Raw genomic sequence first — 21,638 nt, forward strand, 5'->3', positions numbered from 1 at the left:
AGGTCTTTTCATTTGGGGGCCTTTAGATATTAAGGCATTAATTTCAATTCTACGCGACGGTTTTTCTTCAATCCGTCTACTGTTCCGTTGTCAGCAATTGGCTTAAATGAACCGTAAGCGTCAACAACAATGCGGTTTGGATCTTTCAATCCTGCTTGCGCGAGGTATTGTTTTACGGCATTCACACGGCGTTCAGAAAGAGCTACGTTGTAGCGGTCTGAAGCACGACGGTCAGCGTGGCCAGCCATTTGCAAGCGGCATTGGGTTTTATTCATCAACTCAACCACTTTATTGAGCAAGTCATAAAACTCTGGTTTGATGATGGCTTTATCGGTATCGAACAATATGTTGGCAAATATTTCATTGCAAGCCATACCAGGAAGGGCGTCTCTTACATATTTATCAAAGTCGATTTTCTGACCAGCACCCGTTACGATACTTCCTGCTGGAGTGTTAGGCTCTTTATCGAAGTAGTCAGAAACACCGTCGTTATCGGTATCTTGCAACAAACGAGGATCAATTTCTTTCGGTTTATTGGCTTTCGCAATTGAATCAATTTCAGCCAATGAAAGAATTCTTGGTGGTTTTACGAGCAACTTAGGATCGGTATAACGCAAGTGGTAAAAACCTTTGCCAGCATCAAGTGCGTTAAAGTCATACGCCCATTTGCCGTTTTTCTTCTCTACACGTAGTGGGTTTTTACCTAGTTTGTAAGTCAATGTTACGGCAAGGTAGCCATATTTATCGAGGGCAGAACTTCCTTTAGGGGTTCCTAGGAAGTTGTTGGCATCGCCACCTTCATACAAGCGACCACCCGTTGGGCCATCATAAATAGAGGAAGCGTCACCACCTACGGTTGCATCCAATTTTTCAGTATTTACGTTGTTCAAACGAAAATCAAGACCTAAATCAAGCGATTTTGTTAGTTCGTAAGAAGTACTGAATCCAACAGGGATAACCCATTCCTGAGTATAAGAAGAGGCCTTCTTATTGAGTTCAGTCGTATTGTTACGCAGTGTAGGTGAATCATCAGAGCGGCGCTGCAAGCGTCCAGAGCCTAACTGATAAGCGGTAGATTTGAACCAAACTTGACCAGCACCAGCATACACATCCATTTTCCAGCGTTTCAATTTTGTGGGTCCAAAAAGAAGACCTTTAATGTTTACAGTGGCTGAGAGGTCGGCTTGGAAATAATTGGCATTAAAGTAAGATTGGTAGATACGGCGTTTCATCCCTTTCAAATTTCCTGCACCAACGTCCAATCTTGCCCCAAAGAGGTAGGTGAGTTGTTTTCCAAGAGATACACCAAAATGCATGGTTCCACGTTCTGAACGGCTGTCAAAATTGTTAGTACCTACTGGGAAGAAGTCATATTCACGTAAATCGCCGTAAAATTGACTTGGACCAAGATAAGCACTTAAAGACCAAGTGTTCAGCTTGTAGGGGCCTTCGTAAGGAGCCTTTGGATTGTACTGCGCTTGAGTTTCAAGCAAACAGAATCCCAACAATACGAATGTGACAAGCAGAGATACTTTTTTCATAATAAACCTTTTTGTTGAATAAGGGGGATACGTTTCACTATACCTATAAATTCTACTATCGCAAAAATAGTCTTTCCTGACCAGATTCGCCAACAAAAGTATGGATTCAATTTTTATTTCAAAAAATATTTTGATACTCTAAAGAAAATTCTTTTTTACCAGCTTTCAAAGCCTGCACGTTAATTTTCTCAAAACCTCAGCCTTCCAAAGAGGGAATGTTCCCGCAATAATTTGCTCCCGCGCCTGCCCTACAAGCCATAAATAAAAACTTAAATTATGTACACTTGCAATCTGTGCCCCAAGGATTTCTTCTGATTTGATGAGGTGCCTTAAATAGCCTTTTGTGTAAGAAGTGCTTACGTAGCCCCCTAAACGCTCATCAATAGGACTAAAATCATCTTTCCACTTCTCATTTTTAATATTTATTACTCCTTCTGTGGTGTATAAAATACCATGCCGGGCGTTCCGGGTAGGCATAACACAGTCAAACATGTCGATACCTAATGCAATGCTCTCCAAAATATTTTCTGGGGTGCCTACGCCCATCAGGTAACGGGGCTTATTTGCGGGTAAAATACCACAAACCAACTCAGTCATTTCGTACATATCTTCGGCGGGTTCACCCACTGATAATCCTCCAATAGCATTGCCTTCTCGCTCCATGCTGGCAATAAACTCCGCTGATTGTATTCTTAGGTCCTTGTAAACGCTCCCTTGAACAATAGGGAATAGCGTTTGTTGGTAGCCATAAATAGACTGTGTATTGTCAAAACGGTCGCAACAGCGCTTCAACCAACGGTGTGTCATATCCATAGACGTCCTTGCGTAGGAAAAGTCACATGGGTAAGGCGTACATTCGTCAAAAGCCATAATAATGTCCGCACCGATTCGGCGTTGAATATCCATGACGCACTCGGGAGTAAAAAAGTGGGTAGACCCGTCGATATGTGATTTGAATTTTACGCCCTCTTCGCTGATTTTACGTCCTGTTTTTGCCAATGAATAGACCTGATAACCGCCGCTATCGGTTAAAATAGGTCTGTCCCATCCGTTAAAGCGGTGTAGTCCGCCCGCCTTTTCTAAAATATCCAACCCTGGGCGTAAATACAGATGGTAGGTATTGCCTAAAATAATCTGTGCTTTTATATCATCCCTTAATTCACGCTGGTGCACCGCCTTGACAGTACCAGCGGTACCAACGGGCATAAAAATGGGAGTTTGAATGGTGCCATGGTCGGTCTGAATCACTCCAGCTCTGGCCTTGGTACCAGAATCTTTATGAATAATATCGAATTTCATGAAAGTGAATTAACTTTTGAGGCACAAAATTAGAATACTATATGATTTAATCTATCATCAGGTCTTTAGCATCTGCCCAACCCCTGTTATATTTGCGAACTTTTTACTACCGCATGGATATATTCTACTCGACCAATTGGTTCCTTTATCCTTTCTTAAACATTTTACTAGGCCTGTTTGTCGTAATTGTCTTAGTTCAATTGTATTATATCCTGTTCGTATTTGCGAAACTTCTTTTTCAACAGCCTCCGCTTGAGAAAGAACGATGGCCTGCGGTAACGGTTGTGGTTTGTGCGCACAATGAACTGGAAAATTTACGGGAGTTGTTGCCCATGCTCAACGAGCAAGACTATCCTAACTATGAGGTGGTTGTGATGAATGATCGTTCGTGGGACGGAACTGAAGAATTTGCCGAAGAGGAAGCAACCGCCTGGAACAAGGTTCGTTTTGTACATATCAGGCAAGAATACGACCACGTTACGCCCAAAAAGTACGCTGTTACAACCGCAGTGCGAGGCGCGAAGCATGACGTAATATTATTGACCGATGCAGATTGTCGGCCAACAACCGACCAGTGGATTAAAGGGATGGCGGCCTGTCTTACGGAGGAGAAGCAGATAGTTATTGGATTTTCCCCTTACCAAAAACTCGACGGCTTTCTCAATCGCTTGATTCGTTTTGAAACATTTTATGTGGCTATTCAATATCTATCTTTAGCCTTGGCAGGAAAGCCTTACATGGCAGTAGGTAGGAATTTAATGTACAGCAAGTCGCTTTTTACCCAAAACAAAGGCTTTTATACGCATTTACGGGTTGTGGGTGGCGATGACGATTTGTTGATGAATGAAATTGCCACTGGGCACAATACGGCCGTTTGCCTAAACGCCGATGCATTTATGGTTTCAATCCCCAAAACAACATGGAAAGATTGGTATCGGCAGAAGAAACGACATTTATCAGTTAGCAAATATTATAAAACTGGCAATAAAGTTCGTTTAGCGGTATTGTCAGGTACGCATGTACTGTCGTGGATGTTATTTTTAGGATTGCTTTTAGGCTGCTTATGGAATTATCAGGCTTTGCTTGCTTATATCATCATCATAGGCGTACTTTTTAGTATACGTCTTGTGTCACAATGGATTGTACTGGGCCTTGCCTCCCGCAAACTTTTCAAATCAGTAGGTTGGTTTGTGATTCCGTTGATGGACGTGACGCTCTTTGTCTATTATTTTGCAATGTCGTTTGTGATGTGGTACAATCGACGTAAAAAAGTAAGATGGAGGTAATACCCAAATGAATCAGTAAAAACATGAATGATATGCAGATAGTAGAAAAATATTTCCCCAAGTTATCGCCTCAGCAAAAAGCCCAGTTTGGGCAACTGCAAGAGCTGTATGCCTTCTGGAACGCACAGATTAATGTTATTTCGCGGCAAGACGTAGAGAATCTTTATGAGCGCCACGTACTACACTCGCTGAGCATTGCCAAAGTGGTAAAATTCAGAGAGTTTGCCAATATTTTAGATGTAGGTACTGGTGGCGGATTTCCTGGGATTCCGTTGGCAATTCTATTCCCTGAGTCGGAGTTCCATTTGGTGGATAGCATCGGGAAAAAAATCAAAGTTGTGCAAGAAATCGCCAATGCCCTTGACTTAAAAAATGTTCGAGCCGAACATTGCCGGGCCGAACAGGCCGATGGAGACTACGACTTTGTGGTTACGCGGGCAGTGACGCGCATTGCTCCGCTGTATAGTTGGGTGCGGAGTAAAATCAGCCGTAATCATGTTCACCCCATCACAAACGGTATTTTAGCACTGAAGGGAGGCGATTTGGATGAAGAGTTGGCCGAATTAAAGCGCAAAAGCCGTATCTTTGAGCTTCAAGATTTCTTTGAGGAAGAATTTTTTGAGACAAAAAAAATAGTTTATGTACCCATAGGATAGTATCCTATCTATTATACGTTAAATTTTAAACTCATGAACGAAGTATTCAAATCAAGCAGTATAAAAGACCCCGTTAGGCCGAATGAGGTTCAGTTGACCGACAAAGGTGTAAGTTTTAAAATGAGAAAACTCATCGGTGGTACCGAGCAATTTGTGTTTTACAGTGATATTTCTGGCGTAGAGATTGACAGTGGCATGTTCTTCGCTACCATCCGCGTTATTCCTCGCGCAAGGCCCGAAATTGTCATTGAAAATTTCACAAAAAGTGATGCGCAACGTATTAAGGCGCTTATTTTGGAGCGAGTTTAGGAAGTTTTGTCCCTTTTCTACCGACTGGTGATTAATTTATGTGTCATTTTTGGTAGGTTTAACCCATAGAATGTCAGGCAATAAGCGAAAAAGGAGTAAAGTTTTTTCAAAAAGTTCTTGCATTGAAATACTGAACTACTTACTTTTGCACCACCAAAATCGGAAACGACGTAGGTGTCCCAATTCCCGAGTAGCTCAGTCGGTTAGAGCATCTGACTGTTAATCAGAGGGTCGCTGGTTCGAGCCCAGCCTCGGGAGCTAAGCATTTATAAACAAGCTAAAAAACCGCGAATCATCGCGGTTTTTTGCGTTTAAACGCACTCTCGCATCATTAAATGGTCCCCTGACTCACCCAGCGGCCATTCGAAACTTTGTACACTTTTATATACACTTCCTTTTTGGCTTATATACACCGATTTTTTGTCAGATACCTTATTTGATTTTTGAAATTATGTTTTCAAAAAAATAAAATATACCGAAAAGGTAAATAATTTGGCAAAAATATCCGTTTGATAACTATTTTCTTGCACGAGGCACTTTTTTGGCAGTTTGGAACAGGATTTGAAAGCAGAGGACAAATTTTAAACGTTTCACTTTTCAAATCCATTTTTTATGAAAAAAGAACCATGTTTGATGTCCATTTTCAACTTCGTTATCCGCGTCGAGGCAAAAATAAAACGCCTAACTATTCCCTGCCTGCGGCTATTTACTTTGTTGTAAATGTCGACGGCGTGCTTTCTACGCCCCGCACGACTGGGATGAAAGTTCTAAAAGACGATTGGGATAGCACTGCCCAAAAAATTAACGGCTCTTCAGATGAAGTGCAGCACAAAAACCGTCGTCTGAAGCGAATTAAATCCGATTTGGACGCTTTAGAACAGGAACTATCCGCTACAATGGATGTTGTAACTTCTCAACATATTGTAGATGTTTATGTGGGAAAGAAACAAAAACGACTTACTGTCTCAAAAGCTTTTGACAACCATCTTGAAACGATTCGAAATCCCTATGATAAAGAGGAAGCTTTAAAGGAAAAGAGCATGGAGAAGTGGGACCGTTCAAAGGAGTTAGTTGAAGAGTTTCTGAAATCGATAAAAATGGAAAATTTGCCAGTTATTCACTTCACCCTTCCACTAGCAGAAAAGTACAGGAAATTCATGGTGAAGAAGTATAAGTTTGGCAAAGATCATACAAGTCGAAATTTGAGTTATCTGCGTACAGTCTTTCAGGAAGCTAAGAAAGACGGAGAGGTCCCAAATAATCCTATTTATGACGTAGAACTTCCACGTAGTCGGCCTAAGAAACCAGAGCCACTTACATTACTGGAACTCCAACGATTGATTGATTTCAGAGCCAAAGACATTTGGCTCCAACAGTCGGCCGATGCTGCTATTTTCATGTGTTTTACGGGACTTGACCATTGTGATTATATGAACTTTGATGCTGATCGACACATTATTACAATTGATAATGTAAAAATCATTCGAATGGTACGGCAAAAGATGTGCAGGAAAGGTTATCGTCCAGAGCCTGTGGAGATTCCGATATTGCCCGAAGCAATGGCTGTATTAGATAAATATAATGGTTACTTACCGAAAATAAAATACAATACCATCCTTGACCAAGTGAGGCAAATCATGAGCATGATTCGAGTCACGAAAAATATTTCGATGAAGAACCTTCGGAAGACTTGCGGGACATATCTGCTCAATAAAGGTGTAAGGATGGAGGTAGTTCGAGATGTGATGGGGCACGAGACGATAGCTATTACTGAAAAAATTTACACAATAGTCTATCCTGAGACGATTATCAATGAGTTTAGACATTTATTAATCGGGTAAATGCTAATGCGTTGAGTAGTTCATGAGCTACTCAACGCATTTTTTGATGGTAAAATTTATACTGTTATGCCCCAAGTTGTGTCAATCCCACTAACGGTTGATGTTGTGATATAATTTTCTTTTGGCTAGTCCTAGGCTCTAAGCCGCTTTTTGTTCGTACAAGTGCTTTTGGAATTCCATAAACAATTGACGTATGTTGGAGACTTCGCCAAGTATACGTTTGGCGTCTTCCAACGACTGGTACTTATTGGTTAATAGCAGAGGCAGTTTCTCTTGGTCAAGTTCCTCTACGCCCGATTCGATGTACTTGCTCAATACAAATGCGATAAACTCTTTTTGTTTATCGTTGAGCAGGGCAAAAATGCTGGCCTGTGCTGCTGCCACCCGCGCTTCTCGGGTCATGGGTTTGATGTCGCTGTTAAAGACGTATTCCAGTACGTCGAACAAATCACTTTTTTCGGCGTCGATGAGTTTTTGTAGAATGCTCAGCTCGGCTTTGCCAAAACCTGCTTCGGCCAATTTCTCCAACAGCGTTCGGCGGGTCAGGGGATTGCTCCAGATGATTCTCAGTTCTTCTTCACTTTGAAACAATTCAGGCAGTTTCCCGAACAGGTTTCCCATGAACTCTTCCGCCGAAATCGGGCGACCGTCGGCGCTCCAAAACGACGTGGAAATCATGTGCTGAATATCCCGTTCTTTGCCGTCGCGCAGTTTTATTTTGATGCGTTTACGGACTTCTCCGTCTTCTTTGCCGCCCTCATTCGATTCTTCTTTCTTTTTGGGCGTATAGGGCTCTTTAGGATCGCTAACAACGCCTGGTGGCTCGGGTTCCAAAGGCTCACCATCCCATTCGGGGTCGGCAAAATGATGATAGGCATCTACAAAATCGTAAATGGTAAAAAATTCTTTGCCGTCAAACAAACGGGTGCCTCTCCCCACAATCTGTTTGAACTCAATCATGGAATTGACGGGACGCAACAACACAATATTGCGGATATTGCGGGCATCCACGCCCGTTGAGAGCTTTTGTGAGGTGGTCAGAATGGTCGGGATGGTCTTTTCGTTGTCCTGAAATTCCCGCAAAAACTGCTCGCCTATCTCTCCGTCGTTGGCCGTGACGCGGACACAATAATTGGGGTTTTTGCTTTTTTTGTATTGATTGACCAAATCCCGCACGGCGGCGGCGTGGTCTTGGGTAGCGCAGAAGATAATGGCTTTCTCATCCTGATTGGCCTCATCCATGTAAATCTGAACCCGCTTTGCTTCTCGTTCTTTGATTTCGATGATTTTGTTGAAGTCGGGCTCTTGGTAGAGTTTTCCCTCTTCTACTTGCCCTTCAATGATTTGGTCATCGGGCGTATAGATGTAATCATCCAGCGTGGTTTTGATGCGTTTTACTTTGAACGGGGTCAAGAAACCGTCGTTGATGCCTTCCTTGAGGGAATAGGTGTACATGGGTTCTCCAAAATACTTATAGGTATCGACGTTGAGTTTGCGTTTGGGCGTGGCGGTCAGTCCGAGTTGAACGGCGGGCGAAAAGTATTCCAAAATGGCTCGCCAGCTGCCTTCGTCGTTGGCTCCGCCACGGTGGCACTCGTCGATAATGATAAAGTCAAAGTAATCGGCAGGGTAGGCCCCAAAATAGGCAGACGGGTTCCCCTCCTTGTCGGTACCGCTCATGAAGGTTTGGAAAATGGTAAAAAAGACGCTGCCATTGGTGGGTACGCTTCCTTTCTTTTTGATTTCTCCGGGACTGATGCGCACCAAGGCATCTTCCGAAAAGGCTGAATAGGTCGTAAATTCCCCAAATGCCTGATTGGCCAACCCGTTTCGGTCGGCTAAAAACAAAATACGCGGTCTTCGGACACCATCCCACCGCAGATTCCACCGTGCCTGAAACAATTTCCACGCAATTTGGAACGCAATGGTGGTTTTTCCAGTACCCGTGGCGAGCGTTAACAGAATGCGGTTTTTGCCAGTAGCGACGGCTTCGAGTACGTGATTGATGGCAATCTCTTGGTAAAACCGAGGTGGTTTGGTTTTGTTGATGTCTTCAAACGGAATGCTGCTGAATTTCTCGCGCCATTCATTAATGATGTCTCTCCCAAATTCGGCGGGGGGAAAGGTTTTATTCCAAAGTTCGTCGGGCGTGAGGTAGTGGGCTACCAAACCTTCTGCGCCCGTTTTGAGGCAGATTTGATAAATCTCCTTGCCGTTGGTGGCGTAGGTGGTTTCTAGTTTGAGTTTTTCGGCGTATTGTTTGGCTTGGGCTACGCCTTCGCCTACGCTCAATTCATCGCTTTTGGCTTCAACTACGGCCAGCTTGATGCCTTTGTACACCAATATATAATCGGCCTTCATTGGCTTACTTCTGACACCACCCACGTTTATTTTACCATTGGTAATTTGGGCTTGCCTTTCACGAAGGACTTTTGAGCCTTCTACTACGCCCCAACCACACGCCCGCAGCTTGGGGTCTATGAGTTCGGCTCGGGTTTCTGCTTCATTCATTTTTCTAAATCCATCAAATGACCATCAAATAAAAATACGTTGATTATTAGCCACTTAGCAATAGGGCTGCCCAACTTCATCACATAACCATCACATAAAAAACCTTTGATTTTCAGTGTATTACAATAAGTATCCTCAGCACCTATCACATAACCATCACATAAGATTTTATGCCCAAATGGGTATATAACTGGCATATTTCCTTGAGTTATACTGCCGATAAAGAGTATTTTGGTCTTATTTAATGCCATTAATTTACCCTAATCTTATTTTTTTCTATTACATTTCTATTGCGTTTCTATTGAGCATTTATTACTTTTCTTACAGGTTTTGCTCAATAGAATATCTTGCCCATCTATTTATGCCCTCTACATTTAGTTTCTTCTCATTAACCATTTCTTTTAGTAACCGTCTCACCTTGTGCTTATTAATTTCTTCACCTATTCTTTTATGAATGTCACCAAACGAGCTCTTGGGGTAAGTACTGACATCTTTGAAAATCAACTCCTCCAGACGATAATCTTCGATATTTTTCAAAGTAGTTTTCCCTTTGAAATTAATCTTCCTTATAAATTCCGCATTTACCGCGTATTGTGTCCCTTTTCCTTTGCCTGTTTTTGTAATTAATTCATAATCCAATAATCTACCTAACCAATTTCGTAAGCCTTGCTCTTCATTTTGGTTTAGGATTTGCGCTACTTCGGTTGCGCTGTACGATTGTTGCTGCGCAAGCAAGCCAAGGGAAATTATCTCCTTTTGTTTAAGATTAAATTCTGAACCAGCTTTGTCCATTAAGCGCACCACCTCTTTACTGACAAATTGTTTTTTTATGATTACTGTGACTCTATCGTCGGTCTCTCTCACCACAGGAAGGGGTTTTCCAGACCCTAATAATTTGGCATAAACCAAGTCATAGCCGCTCCCTTCTTTTTCCATTAAGCCTAAATCATAAAAAACTTTCGAGAGTTGTTCATTTCTCCTTATTGACTGGCTCAAAATGTTTTTGGGGGTTACGCCGTAGGGCAATCGGCCGGGGCTGTGAATCTCTAATCTGTCAGGGAAGATGTTGATAAAAATGTCTCCTCGTGTAGTATAGGTACGATGAACCAAGGCATTCACCACTAACTCTCTTACTACTTCAATCGGGAAAAATGGAATGTTTTTTCTGAACAACCCTTCGGAGATTTCCATACTTTCCTGCCAATCGGGTACATCATTCAATACTTTTTCAAGCAACTCTTGTGGATTTAAAAAGTAGTCATCCAACAACAGTTTCCAGACTTTTTCATCCTGCTCATTATAACGAATTATTTGAATGGCGGGCGGGTATAGTAGAGATGCGCGCTCATTTCTGGGACCTATCCACAAAATACCCAAATTGGTCAGAAACTCGCCTTTCTTTAGAAAATAGTATTCCAGAATCTCATCATCCGACATTTCTTTGACAAAAGAACTTACCCGTTGTGATTTTCGTAAATCATCCAGCAGAACCGTCTTCTTTTTCTCATCTACGTTTACACTACTGACCCTTTTGGAGGTTTGTACTTCCCATATAAAAGCATTTTTTTCAGCCGCTAATCGCGCCATTTCATCGGGAGGAATCGGCCTGCATTCGTCCGATACTCGGATGTAGTATTTGCCGTCGGTTGTTGAAGCGATGGTTTGGGCGTTTCTGAAAATTTGAACTTTGATATATTCCGCATTATTTTCTGCGGTTTCGACTGTAATTACAACACCTACATTTACGGTACGATGAACAATGTTTTTTTGAATACTATCGGGCAGGTTTTTATCGCTGATGGTTTGGCCTTGAGGAGGGCGGCTTTCATTGTCTTCAATGCCAATATACACAAAGCCTCCCTGAGCGTTGGCAAAAGCAACACAGTCTTTTGCCAGTTCATCCCAATCAGTTTGTTTGCCTTTTAGAAAACGTAGTGATTTTTTATCTATGTTTTTCCCTTCTTCCATATTATAGAGTCACTTCGGCTTTTTCTGTTTTCAACTCCCCACTAAATGCCTTTTGCAACACACTCTTTTTCAACTCCTCCAAATCATTGATTTTTTGCTGATAAATGGCCTCTAACCGTTTGGTTTCGGCAGAAAGTGTGTCAAGTTTGCGGACAATGGCTTGTTGTTCTGTAATATTTGAAAGATTGTAGATTTTAAATGCTCTAATATCTTTCATGTTAACGTGTTCCACTGTTGCCCCCGTAGAATGAGATAAAAGTTTCTCTTGAACATCTTTTGACAAAATCAGATACGCCAAATATTTTGAAACGAGCTTATCTTTTTTTGGCCTTATTAAAACAGTTCTTTGACCTAAACAGACTTCTATGTTTTCTGGAATAACCGCAATATTTCCTGCTGGTGCTTCTCGTGCTAAAATCAAATCGCCAGCTTTAGGAATAGCACGCCTTGTCCATTGTACATAGGTTTCGTATGAAACTCTATTTACATTTTCTAAAATCAATTCACCCTTTCCAATATTCGGGGTTCTGATTGAGGGATAACCTGTTTCTTGAGTAGGTGCTGTTTTGTGTTCGCAGTCAACAATTAATTCACATAAACTATCTAAAGTGGAACTATCGTCTCCTTCTATTTTACTTTTAAACACCCCTTGCAAATAACTCTCAAACAGCTCTTTGGCATTTTTGAGGTTTTGTTCAGCATTGGCTTTGGCCTTCGCAATGCCCGCAAAGGCTTCATCTAAAATGGCTACGATGCGTTGTTGTTCGGGGAGGGGGGGGAGGGGGATATAGAGGTCAGAAAGCTTCGTTGCATTAAAACCGCCTTGTGCAGAACCTGAAATACCTTCATTTATGCTATCCCAATAAGTTTTTGTTTGAAAAAACAGAAACAAATATTCAGGTAAAAGCCCTCCACTATTTATGTGAACTTTAATTAAGTATGAAGCAAAAACAGATTTTGGTGGATTATTTACAAGATAGCTTTTACCTGTTGTTGCACCTGTTCTTGCAAAAACAATATCCCCATCAATCAATTTATATTTGTTAAAATCTGTATCAGTTATTTTACAAAAGGGAACCGTCTCCCAATTAACTCCTTCGTCTTGAATATCCGTAATACGCAAGAATCTTGGTCCAATTTCTTCAAAAGATGCTTTCTCTGTGTAACCATAAATTGCTTTGGCAACTTCTCCCAATTTCTTCATTTCCCAACCTTTTGGCATACTTCGACTATGCTCAGTAGCCAGGCTTAATGCATTGCCTTGTTTCATATTAGTTCCAAAATTGAGTTTAATATTTCCGCACTTTCTTCGTCCAAGGCCCTCATTTCTTCCAGTATTTCCTGCGGAGCGCGCAAGGCGGTTTCTTCTTTTTTGTTGGGGTTTTTGGCGCTCAGATCGTAGGTGGCAGTGTCAATGGCCGCCACGTCGAGCGTCCAAGAGTTTTCGCTGTCGGCAAAAGTCTTTTGGAGGGCCACAAAGTCGGCCAAGTCGCGCTCGTTGAGGGGGTTGGTTTTGCCGAGGTTGCGGTCGAGATTGAGTTGATAAAACCACACTTTTTGGGTCGGTGCGCCTTTCTCAAAAAACAGCACCACGGTTTTTACGCCCGCACCCGTAAACGTGCCCCCTGGCAAATCGAGCACGGTGTGGAGGTTGCAGGTTTCGAGTAGGAGTTTCCGCAGGCTGATAGAAGCATTGTCGGTATTGCTCAAAAAGGTGTTTTTAATCACTATTCCCGCCCGTCCGCCTGCTTTCAGGATTTTGATAAAATGCTGCATAAACAGCGAGGCCGTTTCGCCCGTTTTGATGGGGAAGTTTTGCTGCACTTCGGCGCGTTCCTTGCCCCCAAAGGGCGGGTTGGCCAGTATCACATCGTAGCGGTCTTTCTCTTGGATGTCGGCAATGTTTTCGGCGAGGGTGTTGGTATGCACGATGTTGGGCGCTTCGATGCCGTGCAAAATCATGTTCATTGTGCCAATGATGTAGGCCAACGATTTTTTTTCTTTGCCGTAAAACGTGCGTTTTTGCAAAATTTCGGCCTCGTTGGTGGTCAGGCTTTTGCCGTTGCGCAGGTAGTCGAAGGCTTCGCACAAGAAGCCCGCGCTGCCCACCGCTCCGTCAAAAATTCTATCGCCAATCTTGGGCGCCACCACTTTCACAATCGTCGTAATCAGCGGTCGGGGTGTGTAATACTCCCCGCCGTTGCGCCCGGCATTGCCCATGTTCTGAATCTTCGATTCGTACAGGTGGCTCATTTCGTGCTTTTCGGCGTGGGTCCTGAAGCGCAGTTGGTCGATGAGGTTAATCACTTCCCGCAGGTTGTAGCCGCTTTGGATGCGGTTTTTGAGTTCGCTAAAAATCTCCCCGATTTTGTACTCGATGGTATCGGCGCTTTCGGCCGAGGCTTTAAACTTTTTGAGGTAAGGAAACAACTCAATATTCACAAAATCGACCAAATCATCGCCCGTCAGGGCTTTGTGGTAGTCGAGTTCGTATTCTACAAATAGGCCATTCTTTAGTTTTTTGGGCATGGCCCACGTACTCCACTGGTATTCGGGCGCAATGATGCTTTGGTATTCCTTGCCCGACAGCTCGGCCGCCGTGGCTTTGTCTTTTTCCAAATCGTCGAGGTATTTCAGAAACAACACCCACGAGGTTTGCTCTACATAATCCAACTCACTCCCACAACCAGCATCTTTGTGCAGTATATCGTCAATATTTTTAAAGGTCTGTTCAAACATTCTGTATTGGTATGATTTAACGTTATTAATCTACAAGTGAGGCTCAGTGTGTCGCTACTTGCTTAGTTACAAATATTGAAAATATAATTGGCTCATGCTACCCAAGGGCGGGCTTTATGGTGTTTTTGTTGTCAAAAGGCGTCGGGCCTCCAGTACTGCTGAAGGGATTTAAGCTATTCGAAGGGAGGCGACTACCTATTACATTGGAGAATACGACACATTGGTGGGGGCATCCTAATGAAGTTCTAAATTAGGACATTCGACGGTCGGGCATTGCCGTGGAGCCCTGAGCATGTTCAATCAGTATTTGTATAGGTTTAATCAATCAATTTTAACAATGATTATACTTTGATTGCTATACAAGTTTTTTTGACTAAAATGGATTTGTATAGCTAGTTTTTGGAGCTGACGGAGAGAAGGCAAAAAGTACTAATAAACCCGCGTTTGTTTGTACAGGACAAGACATGTATGTGTATTGTCCTAAAAAATGTTGACCGTTTGTCTGATCCTGAAATTAAGTTGTCAGTTTTTAAGTGAATAATTATTGTTCAAATATAATCCTGGTATGAGGTTGACAATTTTACAAAATTGTTTTTTTCAGGTTGTTGAACCTTGATCTCGAGTATCTTTTGAATGTTTATAAACTTTAGGCTTCCAGTGTTTTTTTAAAGGTAGTTTGGACTCATGTGCGACTGATGGTGTCAAATAATCGCAACTCATATGAGGCCGTAAATTATTATAATTATATATACTCTTAGAAACGGCCTTTGCTGCTTCTTCAAATGTAGTAAACACTCGATTTAAACGAAAATCTGTTTTTAATATCCCGTTTATCCTTTCGGCGATTGCATTTTCATAAGGATCACCGCTCTGGGTCATGCTGATTGATATCCCTGCTCTTTTAAGACGACGTACATATTCGAAGCTGCAATATTGGCTGCCTCGATCAGAATGATGAATCAGTCCATTTCCTTTTTCCCAATTGGTTAATAAAGCCATTTCCAAGGCCTTCAGACTACCTTCTGCCGTTAAAAATGGATACAGGCAATAACCAACAATCAGTTTTGAATAGGCATCAGTGACCAATGACAGATAGCCGAACCCAAGACCAATACAAATGTAAGTAATATCACATACCCATACCTGTCTGGGCTGCAATATAACCTTGTCTATAAGCAAGTTAGGGTACATTTTTAATCTATGGTTAGAATTGGTTGTTTGTGGAACTTTTCGGCGTTGACGAAGAACCAGATCATGGTTCTGCAAAAGTTTATGCAGTTTATCACGACCTAATTTGATTCCACTAATAGCTAATGGCTCATTTAGTAACAGATGCAACTTCCGGGTACCCAGACCAGGAATCTCTCTCCGCAATGCCGATACCATATCTAATATCAGCATAGAATGGCTAAAAAACTGCTGTGAGCGTTCTTCTCTTCCGTAAAATGCTTGTCGACTTACACCAAACAGCCGGCAAAGGTTTCCGACACTAACCTTTGCGATTTCGTTGTCACGAAGCTTTAAGACCGTTTGGTGCCAGACTTTTTTCGAATAGGCACATTTAACTCGTTCTCAGCAACCTCGATCATCGTGTTCAAAGCTAAAATCAACAAATTAGCCTGATTAAGGGCATATTCCAATTCCTCAATCCGTTGTTTTAAGTCCGTAATGTCTTGTGTCTGTGCCTTTTTCATAGCAGGTAAAGTTACTAAACCAGTTTGAATCTTTCGCTGATACAAAAGTACCCAGTTACGAAGCGTATAACTATTATGAATTTCCAAATCAGCCATAACCTGGCTGGGTTCTTCACCTCCGAAAAGGATTCGGAAAACGGCGCTCTCTTTAAGTTGCTCGCTATACTGAAAGCGATTAAGCAGGTCTCGAATGTGGTCTTGCATAGATGTAAATTTTAAGGTAAAATTGACAATCTATTTCAGTATAAGACAGTTTTTAAGTTAGTCCTGAAATAAATTTACCGTTTTTTTCTTAGTCCGAATTTAGTCTATTTTTTCTTCTTCGATTTGGTAGGATCGTAATAGTTTTTCCAACGACGTTCCAGAGGACCGAATTCATTATATGCTTCATTTGGACTGAGCATATTACAGCTTAGATGCGGACGTTTGTAATTGTAAAGAAAGACCCCCTTCTCCAATAATGCATATGCTTCTTCAAAGCTTCGAACGGGTTGATGACTCAGATATTCATCTTTGAGAATACCATTTATCCGTTCAGCAATCGAGTTCTCTAAAGGATCTGAGTTTTCGGTCATACTGATGCGAATATTATAGCTTTCCACAGTCCGGACATACTCCGAGCTGCAATACTGAATACCTCGATCACTATGATGAATCAACTGACGGCCGATCCGTTTGGTGATCTGCTTGAGGGCCATTTCCAGGGCTAGCCGGGAGTTGACGGCTTCCAGATTGTCAGCTAAAGCAAAACCCATGATCCGGCGCGAATAGGCATCCGTCAATAAGGAAATATAGAGATAACCTGTCTCAGTCAGCCAATAGGTGATGTCAGCTACCCAGACCTGATTGGGCCGCAGAATAGTCAGCTCTTTAATTAGGTTGGGATACTTGCGAAATCGATGCCGTGAAAAAGTGGTAATCATTCTACGCTTACGTTTCCTGATTAACAGATTATTAGCGGCCAGCAGGTCAAATAAAGCGTCTCTGCCCATTTTTATTCCCCTTTCTATGAGCTCTTTTTTGAGGAGCTCGTATAATTTTTTTCCCCCTAAACGAGGATGATCCTTTCGAATTTGTTCAATTAAAGCTAAGACCTGTTGGTCACATTCTTCGGTGGTTAACTGCCTGTTTTTATGCTGATAGAATGCCTGACGGCTAAAACCAAACAACCCGCTTATCTGCCTAATATGAAAATGAGGATGACTCATTCGAAGCAAGAGGACTGTTTGGTATCGGACTTTTTTTCGATGGCGATGCCCAGCTCCTGCTCGGCAACCCGAATTACGGTCTTATAATAAAGAATTTGGAGCTCAGACTGTTCCAACTCCTTCTCAAGTTGTTTCACTCGCCCCGCTAACTCATCGGCCTTGAGTGCGATCTGTTCAACGATAGTCGGGGGTGGTTCCTTGGTAGCTTGTTTCATGGGATCAGTACGTTGTTTTTCCTCCTGTCGGACTCGTTCCAGCCATTTAGTAACGGTCTGACGGGTAAGAACCTTGTACTTGGCCATGCCCTGTTCAATGGTTAATCGGTTCAGGTTGATTTCTTCAACCATCTGGCGCATCCGTAGTTCGTGTGCCTGTTTGCGAAGCAAAAAAATGTGTCCCATCTGCTTGTGTAGATGGTCAATCTATTTTAGGACAACACAATGACCCGTCCTGAAAAATCCGGCAGGTTTGGAAAGTTACTGTTTCAGCAGGTATCCTAATGTAATGATCTTTCCAGGAATTTTATCAAACAGCAGATTTAAAAGATCCACAACTCAATGAACGACTGGAAAAATAGCAGTTCTATTATAATTATCAACGTTCTCATAGTTCTTCAAATGGAAAAATACCTGCTCAGGCAGCAGCCGAAAAGTCAGCAGAAGTACCATTTTGGGAAGATGTGGTTGCTAAATATGACCCACAAAAAGAACGGATTAGAGAACAGGCTTATGAACAGGATAAAAAAATGATCTCTTTGAAGAAAAGAGCAAAATCATAGTTTTATACAATTTTCTCAGGCTTATCGCTGTAGCGTATCTATAGAATCACTATACTTATTAGTTTCGTAAGTGATTTTGATCAAATAATTTGATACAACCACTTTAAGACGGATTGGATTCTAAAATTTGCTTCAAGTCGTGCGGTATATCCATAGGGCGAAGTGGCGGAACGTTGGTCCCACCCGTATTGCCAATGGGAACATGGCCTACGAATGATTTGACCCCCCCTACCAATAGCCTCGGAATTTGTCCTAAGACTTCTTTGGTACTTTTGATATGAATGCCAAATTTGAGCATCAACCAATGCACGTAGGAATGTTCGAGTGGCCAGGCTTGCCCCAGAATATGCGCCCTTTCAAGATGACCCCACGCTTCTGATAAATGCCCCGCTGCAAAAGCGTTTTGGTAATGTTGCAGTTCCTGCTGGTAGTGCTGCCGCAATGATACAGGCATTGTCCAGTAAAGTTTCATAGAAATTTAATGGTTAATGAGAAAGTTTATACTTTTTTCGATTTGTGATTTACAAAACATTGATATACAGAAAGTTGTTTGGCTCAAAATACGACCTCTTAGCATAGAGTCAGTAAGTTTATCTTTTAAATACCTTCTGAAACTAATTGCCATCTTTTCTGGCGGTGTTTATAAAATGATTTTGCCCAGTATGTTATAAAACCTGTCATAACTCCGCCATAAATAATTATTTCATCTTCGTACATTATATTTTTCTCACTTAATTTTTTCAAAGAAATCTTGTGATTCCAAATCTTGGCAGATTTATCCCACTCTTTTGTCTGTAAAACTTTATTCACAGTATCTATTTTCTCGAAATAAAGTGAATGGATTCCGCCAAAAGGAAGAAAACCATAGATGAGCATTTTTGTCGAAACCGTATCGCCTTCTTGCCAAATTTGAGGAAAATGGCCCTCTGTTGGCTTAAACTTTACTTTACCCGCCGCCACGAAGTTTAGTAAAGCACTTGTCTGAACTTTTTTCCAAGCAGTATCAATACTAATGGGAATTTGAGAAACTACTGTCAGTTTTCGAGCAGTTACTACTCTGTTTTTATAAGTAATTTGTATTCGCTCTACCTTCGAAGTCAAACCCTTATTAGAAATACAGGAGATTGACACCAGTAAATTTCCTATTAATAACACTACTACTTTTAGCCTACTCATTGTTTTTTGAATTTGCTTTGGCTTTGTTGCATGGTTCGCATTTAAAAGAGATTAATGCAGATACATATGTAAAAACTGAGCTTTTACCTGTCAAATTACCCTGTTTTTCGGGATTTAACTCTTTTTTATATTGTACAAATATTATTTATAATTGTACTTTTTTGCTATTAAATATCCGTGCAACAAAGCCATTTGCTTTTGTTGCAGTTCCTGCCGCAATGATACTGGCATTTTCCAATAAAGTTTCATAAAGATTGAAAGGGTAATGTGATGAAATACATCGATTCAATTATTCTCACAGTAGATTCAAAACTTCATTCGTTGTATCCTGACGGCGTTCAAAATTGCCAATAAAGCCACCCCCACATCGGCAAAAACGGCTTCCCACATCGTAGCAAGTCCGCCAGCACCTAACAGTAACACGATGCCTTTTACCACAAAAGCCAGCGTAATATTTTGCCATACTATTCTTTTGGTCTGTTTGCCAATGTTGATTGCCATCGGTATTTTAGAGGGCCTGTCGTCCTGAATCACGACATCGGCAGTTTCTATGGTGGCATCGCTGCCTAAGCCGCCCATGGCAATACCCACATCGCTGATGGCCACTACGGGAGCATCGTTCACCCCATCGCCCACAAAGGCTACGCTTTCGTTACGGGCTTTTATTTCTTTTACCTTGTTCACTTTGTCTTCGGGCAATAAATCGCCGAAGGCATTGGCAATGTTCAGTTTGTCGGCGACAAATTTTACTACCGTACTTTTATCGCCACTGAGCATCGTGATTTTCACCCCCAATGCTTTCAGTTTATTAACCGTTTCCTGAGCATCTTCTTTGATGCTGTCGGCAATGGTGATATAACCCGCAAACTTTTTGTCGTAAGCAACGGCTATTACTGTATAAACAATCGTATTGGGGTCAATATCGTATTTAATGGAAAATTTATCCATCAATTTAAAATTACCTACCAGCAGTTCTTTGCCTTTTATATCGGCTTTTAATCCGTGTCCCGATATTTCTTCTACATTTTTCAGTTCAATATTACTGTCTGGTTTTCCTACAAACTGATGAATGGCAGTAGCCACCGGGTGGGTACTGCGGCTTTCCAACGCATTCGCCATTTGCAGTAGTTCGTCTTTATTAAATTCCGGCTTTATGATTACTTCCTGCACCTTAAAAACGCCTTCGGTCATGGTGCCTGTTTTGTCCATGACCACATTTTTTATTTCTGCAATGATGTCAAGAAAATTACTGCCTTTAAACAAAATGCCGTTTTTACTGGCCGCTCCAATGCCGCCGAAATAACCCAACGGAATACTGATAACCAAAGCACAGGGACAGGAAATAACCAGGAATATTAACGCTCTGTACAACCATTGATTGAACACATAATCAGCTACAAAAAAGTAAGGCAAAAAGCAAATGGCAACCGCCAGCAACACTACAATAGGCGTGTATATTTTTGCAAACTTTCTGATAAACAGTTCAGTAGGGGCTTTCTGAGCAGTGGCATTTTGTACCAGTTCCAAAATTTTACTCAACTTGCTATCGGTATAAGCCGTGGTCACTTTTACCTGTGCCACGGTGTTCAGGTTAATCATGCCTGCCAGTACAACTTCGCCTTTGGCTTTGGTATCGGGCTTGCTTTCACCCGTTAGTGCGGCGGTATTGAAGGAGGCCGTTTCAGAAATCAGTTCGCCATCCAACCCCAACTTTTCTCCTGATTTTAACTGGATAATATCGCCGATTTTTGCCGCGTCGGCTTTAATGGTTGTGGCTTCGTTGTTTTGCAGAATGGTTACTTCATCCGGCCGCTGGTCGAGCAGGGACTTGATATTGGCTTTGGCTCTTTTTACGGCCAATGTTTGGAATACTTCGCCAACGGCATAAAACAGCATCACGGCCACGCCTTCGGGATATTCGCCAATGGCAAAAGCCCCGATGGTGGCAATGCCCATCAATAAAAACTCCGAAAACACTTCGCCTTTTGCCACGCTTTGGACGGCTTCTTTCAGTACAGGAAATCCAACGGGTATGTAAGCAACTACGTACCAAGCGATGCGTACCCAACCGGTGAACCATTCGGGTTTTAGGTAGCTGTCTAAAGCAATGGCAACAAGCAATAACACTAAACTGATAATAGCCGGCACAAACATTTTGAATGTGCTGTCGCTGCCGCCCGAATGGTCATGCCCATCCTCATCGGCATGTTCTTCCTGGCCGTGATCGTGCCCGTCATCGTCGGTATGACCTTTCTTTAATAAGGCTTTTGCGCCGGCCTGGGTGTAAATTTTTTCTTCCTGCGTGCAGCAAAGTTGTTTGCCGTCGGCATCGTATTGGTGTTGATGTTCCATTTTAAATAAACCTTTTTACTGATTTTCGATAATTAACATAAAGGGAGCCGTGTTCTTTAGCCAAAAAATCTTCCTCTAATCTCACCTGAATTTGAATGATGAAATAGGTGGTCAATGCCGAAAAAAATGTGACGGCATTGGGCGTTATCAAAAACAAGCCCAAAACACTCAAAATCATTCCGAGGAAAATCGGATTTAGGCTTAGGCCAAAAATACCTTTGGTTTTTAGTTCCGTTTTATTTTGTTCATCTATACCAATTCGCCAGCTTGTGCTCATTTG

The 21,638-nt window shown here is 42.0% G+C and carries 19 protein-coding genes and 1 tRNA gene; 5 read left to right on the forward strand and 15 right to left on the reverse strand.

Annotated elements, in window-relative coordinates:
- Positions 1-29: 29 nt before the first annotated feature.
- Entirely contained in the window at positions 30-1,541 is a 1,512-nt protein-coding gene (locus tag NCI00_RS25400) for an OmpA family protein (RefSeq protein ID WP_166561657.1), read from the reverse strand.
- Between the two features lie 165 nt (positions 1,542-1,706).
- Positions 1,707-2,840, reverse strand: a complete 1,134-nt coding sequence (gene tgt / locus NCI00_RS25405) for a tRNA guanosine(34) transglycosylase Tgt (protein ID WP_253532352.1) — start codon at positions 2,838-2,840, stop codon at positions 1,707-1,709.
- A gap of 113 nt (positions 2,841-2,953) precedes the next feature.
- Between tgt and NCI00_RS25410 the strand changes: the two genes are divergently transcribed.
- The 5 genes from NCI00_RS25410 to NCI00_RS25430 all read left to right on the forward strand — a co-directional run bounded on the left by NCI00_RS25410 (position 2,954) and on the right by NCI00_RS25430 (position 6,932).
- Complete coding sequence (locus NCI00_RS25410; protein WP_253532353.1) at positions 2,954-4,126, forward strand: glycosyltransferase; 1,173 nt, start codon at positions 2,954-2,956, stop codon at positions 4,124-4,126.
- Positions 4,127-4,158: 32 nt separating this feature from the next.
- Positions 4,159-4,782, forward strand: a complete 624-nt coding sequence (rsmG, locus tag NCI00_RS25415) for a 16S rRNA (guanine(527)-N(7))-methyltransferase RsmG (RefSeq protein ID WP_253532354.1) — start codon at positions 4,159-4,161, stop codon at positions 4,780-4,782.
- 33 nt (positions 4,783-4,815) lie between these two features.
- Positions 4,816-5,091: a hypothetical protein gene (locus NCI00_RS25420; RefSeq protein ID WP_114067371.1), complete on the forward strand. Its 276-nt coding sequence runs from the start codon at positions 4,816-4,818 to the stop codon at positions 5,089-5,091.
- Between the two features lie 184 nt (positions 5,092-5,275).
- Positions 5,276-5,349 (forward strand) — tRNA-Asn (locus NCI00_RS25425).
- 251 nt (positions 5,350-5,600) lie between these two features.
- Complete coding sequence (locus NCI00_RS25430) at positions 5,601-6,932, forward strand: tyrosine-type recombinase/integrase (RefSeq protein ID WP_253532355.1); 1,332 nt, start codon at positions 5,601-5,603, stop codon at positions 6,930-6,932.
- A 138-nt stretch (positions 6,933-7,070) separates the two neighbouring features.
- Here NCI00_RS25430 and hsdR read toward each other — a convergent pair whose 3' ends face one another.
- The 13 genes from hsdR to NCI00_RS25495 all read right to left on the reverse strand — a co-directional run bounded on the left by hsdR (position 7,071) and on the right by NCI00_RS25495 (position 21,635).
- A complete protein-coding gene (gene hsdR / locus NCI00_RS25435) occupies positions 7,071-9,443 on the reverse strand; it encodes an EcoAI/FtnUII family type I restriction enzme subunit R (protein WP_253532356.1) in 2,373 nt (790 codons plus the stop codon).
- Complete coding sequence (locus NCI00_RS25440) at positions 9,440-9,694, reverse strand: hypothetical protein (protein WP_253532357.1); 255 nt, start codon at positions 9,692-9,694, stop codon at positions 9,440-9,442. Before NCI00_RS25440 ends, hsdR begins: the two co-directional genes overlap by 4 nt.
- A gap of 70 nt (positions 9,695-9,764) precedes the next feature.
- Positions 9,765-11,411: an ATP-binding protein gene (locus NCI00_RS25445; protein WP_253532358.1), complete on the reverse strand. Its 1,647-nt coding sequence runs from the start codon at positions 11,409-11,411 to the stop codon at positions 9,765-9,767.
- Between the two features lies 1 nt (position 11,412).
- Positions 11,413-12,681: a restriction endonuclease subunit S gene (locus NCI00_RS25450; RefSeq protein ID WP_253532359.1), complete on the reverse strand. Its 1,269-nt coding sequence runs from the start codon at positions 12,679-12,681 to the stop codon at positions 11,413-11,415.
- Positions 12,678-14,150: a class I SAM-dependent DNA methyltransferase gene (locus NCI00_RS25455; protein ID WP_253532360.1), complete on the reverse strand. Its 1,473-nt coding sequence runs from the start codon at positions 14,148-14,150 to the stop codon at positions 12,678-12,680. The genes NCI00_RS25450 and NCI00_RS25455 overlap by 4 nt, the downstream gene beginning before the upstream one ends.
- Before the next feature lie 597 nt (positions 14,151-14,747).
- On the reverse strand, positions 14,748-15,653 hold the full coding sequence (locus tag NCI00_RS25460) for an IS3 family transposase (protein ID WP_310586791.1): 906 nt from the start codon (positions 15,651-15,653) through the stop codon (positions 14,748-14,750).
- Positions 15,654-15,670: 17 nt separating this feature from the next.
- Positions 15,671-16,048 (reverse strand): transposase, encoded by a 378-nt coding sequence (locus tag NCI00_RS25465; protein ID WP_253532362.1) that lies wholly within the window; start codon positions 16,046-16,048, stop codon positions 15,671-15,673.
- A gap of 104 nt (positions 16,049-16,152) precedes the next feature.
- Entirely contained in the window at positions 16,153-17,052 is a 900-nt protein-coding gene (locus NCI00_RS25470) for an IS3 family transposase (RefSeq protein ID WP_253532364.1), read from the reverse strand.
- Positions 17,049-17,453, reverse strand: a complete 405-nt coding sequence (locus NCI00_RS25475) for a hypothetical protein (RefSeq protein ID WP_253532366.1) — start codon at positions 17,451-17,453, stop codon at positions 17,049-17,051. The genes NCI00_RS25470 and NCI00_RS25475 overlap by 4 nt, the downstream gene beginning before the upstream one ends.
- A 480-nt stretch (positions 17,454-17,933) precedes the next feature.
- Positions 17,934-18,302 carry a DUF3703 domain-containing protein gene (locus NCI00_RS25480; RefSeq protein ID WP_253532369.1) on the reverse strand — a complete coding sequence of 123 codons (369 nt, stop codon included), beginning with the start codon at positions 18,300-18,302 and terminating at the stop codon, positions 17,934-17,936.
- A 125-nt stretch (positions 18,303-18,427) separates the two neighbouring features.
- Positions 18,428-19,006 carry a hypothetical protein gene (locus NCI00_RS25485; RefSeq protein WP_253532371.1) on the reverse strand — a complete coding sequence of 193 codons (579 nt, stop codon included), beginning with the start codon at positions 19,004-19,006 and terminating at the stop codon, positions 18,428-18,430.
- A gap of 306 nt (positions 19,007-19,312) precedes the next feature.
- The gene (locus NCI00_RS25490) at positions 19,313-21,358 is read right to left on the reverse strand and encodes a heavy metal translocating P-type ATPase (protein ID WP_253532373.1); all 2,046 of its coding nucleotides are present in this window, start codon (positions 21,356-21,358) and stop codon (positions 19,313-19,315) included.
- Position 21,359: 1 nt separating this feature from the next.
- Entirely contained in the window at positions 21,360-21,635 is a 276-nt protein-coding gene (locus NCI00_RS25495; protein WP_253532374.1) for a methyltransferase family protein, read from the reverse strand.
- Between the last annotated feature and the right edge of the window lie 3 nt (positions 21,636-21,638).

Source organism: Runella salmonicolor (assembly GCF_024158025.1).
GTDB lineage: Bacteria > Bacteroidota > Bacteroidia > Cytophagales > Spirosomataceae > Runella > Runella salmonicolor.

Coding starts and splice junctions, on each gene's coding strand:
- NCI00_RS25400 (WP_166561657.1), bottom strand. CDS start 1,541: ATGAAAAAAGTATCTCTGCTTGTCACATTCGTATTGTTGGGATTCTGT.
- tgt (WP_253532352.1), bottom strand. CDS start 2,840: ATGAAATTCGATATTATTCATAAAGATTCTGGTACCAAGGCCAGAGCT.
- NCI00_RS25410 (WP_253532353.1), top strand. CDS start 2,954: ATGGATATATTCTACTCGACCAATTGGTTCCTTTATCCTTTCTTAAAC.
- rsmG (WP_253532354.1), top strand. CDS start 4,159: ATGCAGATAGTAGAAAAATATTTCCCCAAGTTATCGCCTCAGCAAAAA.
- NCI00_RS25420 (WP_114067371.1), top strand. CDS start 4,816: ATGAACGAAGTATTCAAATCAAGCAGTATAAAAGACCCCGTTAGGCCG.
- hsdR (WP_253532356.1), bottom strand. CDS start 9,443: ATGAATGAAGCAGAAACCCGAGCCGAACTCATAGACCCCAAGCTGCGG.
- NCI00_RS25440 (WP_253532357.1), bottom strand. CDS start 9,694: ATGGCATTAAATAAGACCAAAATACTCTTTATCGGCAGTATAACTCAA.
- NCI00_RS25445 (WP_253532358.1), bottom strand. CDS start 11,411: ATGGAAGAAGGGAAAAACATAGATAAAAAATCACTACGTTTTCTAAAA.
- NCI00_RS25450 (WP_253532359.1), bottom strand. CDS start 12,681: ATGAAACAAGGCAATGCATTAAGCCTGGCTACTGAGCATAGTCGAAGT.
- NCI00_RS25455 (WP_253532360.1), bottom strand. CDS start 14,150: ATGTTTGAACAGACCTTTAAAAATATTGACGATATACTGCACAAAGAT.
- NCI00_RS25465 (WP_253532362.1), bottom strand. CDS start 16,048: ATGCAAGACCACATTCGAGACCTGCTTAATCGCTTTCAGTATAGCGAG.
- NCI00_RS25470 (WP_253532364.1), bottom strand. CDS start 17,052: ATGAGTCATCCTCATTTTCATATTAGGCAGATAAGCGGGTTGTTTGGT.
- NCI00_RS25475 (WP_253532366.1), bottom strand. CDS start 17,453: ATGGGACACATTTTTTTGCTTCGCAAACAGGCACACGAACTACGGATG.
- NCI00_RS25480 (WP_253532369.1), bottom strand. CDS start 18,302: ATGAAACTTTACTGGACAATGCCTGTATCATTGCGGCAGCACTACCAG.
- NCI00_RS25485 (WP_253532371.1), bottom strand. CDS start 19,006: ATGAGTAGGCTAAAAGTAGTAGTGTTATTAATAGGAAATTTACTGGTG.
- NCI00_RS25490 (WP_253532373.1), bottom strand. CDS start 21,358: ATGGAACATCAACACCAATACGATGCCGACGGCAAACAACTTTGCTGC.
- NCI00_RS25495 (WP_253532374.1), bottom strand. CDS start 21,635: ATGAGCACAAGCTGGCGAATTGGTATAGATGAACAAAATAAAACGGAA.